At 57.3% G+C, this 382-nt stretch carries 1 protein-coding gene; it reads right to left on the reverse strand.

All coding sequences use genetic code 11. The features are described 5' to 3' along the window. Positions 1-196: 196 nt before the first annotated feature. A partial coding sequence (locus Q1B08_RS21760) for a DUF5615 family PIN-like protein (RefSeq protein ID WP_299823583.1) occupies positions 197-382 on the reverse strand: 186 nt, incomplete at its 5' end.

Consider the following 382-nt stretch of genomic DNA (forward strand, 5'->3'; position numbering starts at 1 on the left):
CGAAGGGCCCGAGGCCCATGGTCTTCATGTATGAAGGGCTTGCCCGGCCCACATGAACGAGGCCCGGTCGCCGGTCGTCGCGGTGCAAGCGCGCATGCTGCGCACTGTTAGCGTATGGGACTTTCCGAAATTAAATTACATAATAAAAATTATAAATTACCGAGTTCTGAACGAATTCCTGTTGATGATCATGCTCTTACCACCAGACCTCAACGCAGGCTGCTCCGTTCTCCTCTGCGGCGACAATATCGGCGTATCGCACACGTAGTGCTGCTTCGACAGCGGCCGTTGAACTATTGCCGCCGCGCAGCCAAGCGACGAGCGGAGGCGCGCTACGAAGCGTAGCTATCTCCGCCAGGTCGACGTCGCGGGTAGCGATCGC

Source organism: uncultured Jannaschia sp. (genome assembly GCF_947494025.1).
Lineage (GTDB): Bacteria > Pseudomonadota > Alphaproteobacteria > Rhodobacterales > Rhodobacteraceae > Jannaschia.